The sequence below is a fragment of the Clostridium psychrophilum genome (assembly GCF_018861705.1).
In the GTDB taxonomy this organism is placed as follows: domain Bacteria; phylum Bacillota; class Clostridia; order Clostridiales; family Clostridiaceae; genus Clostridium_AD; species Clostridium_AD psychrophilum.
The window spans coordinates 1-3,798 of record NZ_JAHLEC010000183.1 but is presented as its reverse complement, the minus strand read 5'-3'; the positions used below and the strand labels follow the sequence as shown (position 1 = coordinate 3,798).

The following is a 3,798-nucleotide window of genomic DNA, read 5'->3' as shown; positions in this document are numbered from 1 at the left end:
AAATTCCGGTTAAATTATTATGTAAATCGGATAAATATATGTGCAAATCCATGATTTAACTAGATAAATTAATTTGTAAAACTTAGGATAAGATAAAGTGTAAATCAACATTCAATTTCACCAATGGATTCTAAAAATGCAGATTCATAACTTAGATTTCTATGCATAAACTTTAAAAATGTTGCAGTTGGCATTAAATCATATGTAGGTGCTGAAAAAATAACAGCATCTTGATTTAGCATAACTTCCATAATTGCTTTCTTATCATCCTTCTTGTCTAAAATGCATCCAACGTTTTTGCCAATAGTCATACCATTTGTACACGTTGTACATCCTGTACACTCCATAATGTTATAATTTCTTAGATTAATCATAGTGATTTCTGACCCTTGCTTTTCACAAGCTAAAAGTGCTTCTTTTAATAAAATCTCAGAATTTGAATCTTTTCTACCAGCTGTAACGCCCATTATTTTAAAAGTCATAATAAAATCTCCTCTATGTATATCATATATATTGCTATATTATTGTTAATACACGTTTTTTTTGTTACACTAACCAATGAACCTTTATAATATTAACATAAATTAATACACGCTTCATCAGAAATAATTATGAAACTGCTCCGTTTTAATCCTATAATTTTAGAATTTTTTCTAATTACCAAGAGGAGGTAATCTTTTGGCTACATTAAAAACATTGTTAAATTTCCTTAAAAACAAACCAAACATTAAAATATTAGGAACACATAATACAAATACTATTATTGATGAAGTGTTATTTTTAGAAGACAATATGGAGATTTCTCCAAACACTTTGTATTTGACAACAAAACTTCCTAAATCTTTACTAATTAATAAACAAAATATTTTAATTATCGTAAATAAAGCTAGTGAAAACATTCCTTTTGGGCAGATTGAGACTAAAAATAATATAGAAGAAGTCTATAGATTAGTTTGTGAATTTATGTTTATAGAATATAAGCTGTATGTAAAGAAGCTAAATATTTATAATAGTTTATCTGCTTATAATGATATTAATAAGACTTTAAATATATGTGAAACCTATTTAAATAACCCTATTTTTATTTTAGATACTAGTTATCGTATTATTGGTCGGTCTAATCTTGCTAATCCAATTACATCTAGTATCAAAATTTATAATGATCAGGCTTATCTGTTAGTTGATACTGTTAATATTATGAAAAAAGATAAATGTATAGATAATATTTATAGTTCAAGCACATCTTTTTTTCACTTTTCTGATAAAAATCTTATTTTTTGTGGTATTCGTGTTAATAATATTACTGTAGCATATATATGTATTTTACAAGAAAATAGAGAATTTATTGAAGAAGATTTAGAATTAACTAATACTTTAGCACAAACTCTTTCTATACAAATGCAAAAAGATAATTTGTTTATAAATAGTTCAGGACTTGAAGAAGAATATTACCTAATGGATTTGTTGAAAAATTCAATCAATAATCTTTCCTATATAAAGGAAAGACTAAAAAATATATACTTTAAATTAAATAAAAACATATTATTAATTGTTATACCTTTTCGCCAGACATATCAAGATTACCGTCATAATTTTGGATTAAAGCAGTTAATTATTACAACTAAAAATATATTTGGTAATTGTATTTCTGCTTATCATGAAGACAGTATCATTCTGCTTATAAGCAAGGAAGATGATGCAGTATTCTCAGAAAACACAAAAACAAGATTTACAGATTTTTTGAATCTCAATAATTTAAAAGCCGGGATTAGTTTAATATTTCAAAATATACTTGAAACAAAAGAATTTTATAAGCAAGCTACTTACGCTTTAAAATTAGCAAAACATTTAAACATAAAGGGTTTCTTATTTTGCTTCAAAGACTATGTAGAATATTATCTATTTTATATATTGCAAATCACGGATAATAATATTGAAAAGATTGAACTCTGCACATTGATTGATCCATTGATTAACAAACTTATAGATATCGATAAAAGCAATAATTCAGTATTATTACAAACATTAGTGATTTATTTAGAAAGTAATAGAAATGCAAAATTGACTTCAGAAAAACTAAATATTCATTCTAGTACATTTTTTTATCGTTACCATAAGATAGAAGAATTATTGAAAATATCATTAAGTAACAGTGATATTTTATTTAAGTTTGAATTATCATTAAAAATTTTAAGATACCAAAAATAAGAACTGGTATCTATTTGATGCATAATGTTTGTACTCTTGTACTCAACATCGTTCTCACTATTCAAAATAAATATGCTTTAGGATTGTTATCCTAAAGCATATTTATATAAGAGAACCCCCGAGCAATGCCGCAATTCCACTAAAAAATTATTTTGTTTCATAAATTTCTCATCATTTCTCTGGAGTGAGAAGCTTACCAATAATACCTGAATAAGCAATTGATGCAAAGCATTCACTTGTAAAAAAAAGGAAATTCGGAAAATATAAATTAAAAGAAAATAAACTATTAATAATTTATTAACCATAATAACTGTTCTTCTACTAGGATACATGCTTCATCCTAAAATAATGATTAAGTTTAATAAAAACGTAAAAAACATTTTTGGAAATGAAGCTACTAAGTTTATAAAAAAAATAAAGACCTTGTTATTATTGATATAAGAAGTAAAGGCAAGTACCAATCAGTACATATAAATGGGTATGCTATATATAGCATACCCATTTATATGAAAAAGTTCAGTGACAAAATCACACTCCTACAATTTTCTTTAAAAGCTCCTTATCGTTTACAATAATCTTACCTCGTAATAATTTCAAGTATAACTTCTTCCCCTCTTACATAGCTGAATAATTCAATTTTTTCTCCTTATAAATATAAGCAATATAGATTTTTACAAACCGATACTTCTTTTACATCCATATTACTGTAGATATACCAGGAAGCCCTTAACCCAACATCTACAATGCGAACTTCACTAAAATTATCTTTCATCTCAGACTTAACCATAAATTTTATATTGCATCATCAATAGATTTCTTAAGCACTTTCTCAATATCCTTCGCTATAGCTATAAGTTCTTTATCACCCATCATTTTTATAAGGTCTGTAGGTTTAATCATTCCAATATAAACAGAGCCCTTTTTTTCATAAACTACCATTTTACAAGGTAAAAAATATCCTGTTTCAATATTTTTGCTTAATACCTCTTTTGCTTTAACCGGATTACATACTTCTAAAATCTTAAAATTAGTATCAAACTCTAATCCCTTTTCTTTTAGTTTGTCCTTAAAATCGAGTTCCCATAATACTCCAAACTTGTTTTCAGATAAACTCTTCTTTAGACTTTCAACTGCCTCTCCAAATAATTTTCCAACTTTCACTTCATATTTAATATTCATACTGTCCTCCTCTATTTAGGAATCATAAAATTTAATACTATACTTTCTATATTGTTATTTAAAACATATTCACCTACAAATATAAATATATATCATTTATATTCATTACAATAATTAAGACTTATTCTTTTTAATAGCTATATCAGAAAATGGATATTGGGAAAATGATGAAGATGCTAAAAAGACATCCTTAGGCGCTTAAAGAAAATTTAAAACCATATAAAGGGAATTAAAAGAATGATAAAGTCGGAAAAACAATGTGGAAATTTACTAACACAAATTTCTGCAATTCGTTCTACTACGTAAGCGTCAAATAGCCCACACCTTAACGTAAGGTATGAGCTATGATATTATTTCTTTAGCGGCTTTCTGCAGCTATTCGGTAAATCCTTGGACCATGGAAGAAGCACA

At 26.2% G+C, this 3,798-nt stretch carries 3 protein-coding genes and 1 pseudogene; 2 read left to right on the top strand and 2 right to left on the bottom strand.

What is annotated here, in order from left to right; genetic code table 11:
• Positions 1-110: 110 nt before the first annotated feature.
• Positions 111-482 (bottom strand): annotated as a pseudogene (locus KPL38_RS18580) (flavodoxin family protein); the annotation flags it as partial.
• A 196-nt stretch (positions 483-678) separates the two neighbouring features.
• Between KPL38_RS18580 and KPL38_RS18575 the strand changes: the two are divergent.
• Entirely contained in the window at positions 679-2,208 is a 1,530-nt protein-coding gene (locus KPL38_RS18575) for a PucR family transcriptional regulator (RefSeq protein WP_246578040.1), read from the top strand.
• Between the two features lie 792 nt (positions 2,209-3,000).
• On the opposite strand, the gene KPL38_RS18570 is transcribed toward KPL38_RS18575, so the two are convergent.
• Positions 3,001-3,387, bottom strand: coding sequence for a DUF302 domain-containing protein (locus KPL38_RS18570; protein ID WP_216290620.1), 387 nt, complete (start codon positions 3,385-3,387; stop codon positions 3,001-3,003).
• Positions 3,388-3,606: 219 nt separating this feature from the next.
• On the opposite strand from KPL38_RS18570, the gene KPL38_RS20435 reads away from it, so the two are divergent.
• Positions 3,607-3,693 carry a metal-sensing transcriptional repressor gene (locus KPL38_RS20435; protein WP_376769047.1) on the top strand — a complete coding sequence of 29 codons (87 nt, stop codon included), beginning with the start codon at positions 3,607-3,609 and terminating at the stop codon, positions 3,691-3,693.
• Positions 3,694-3,798: the final 105 nt, after the last annotated feature.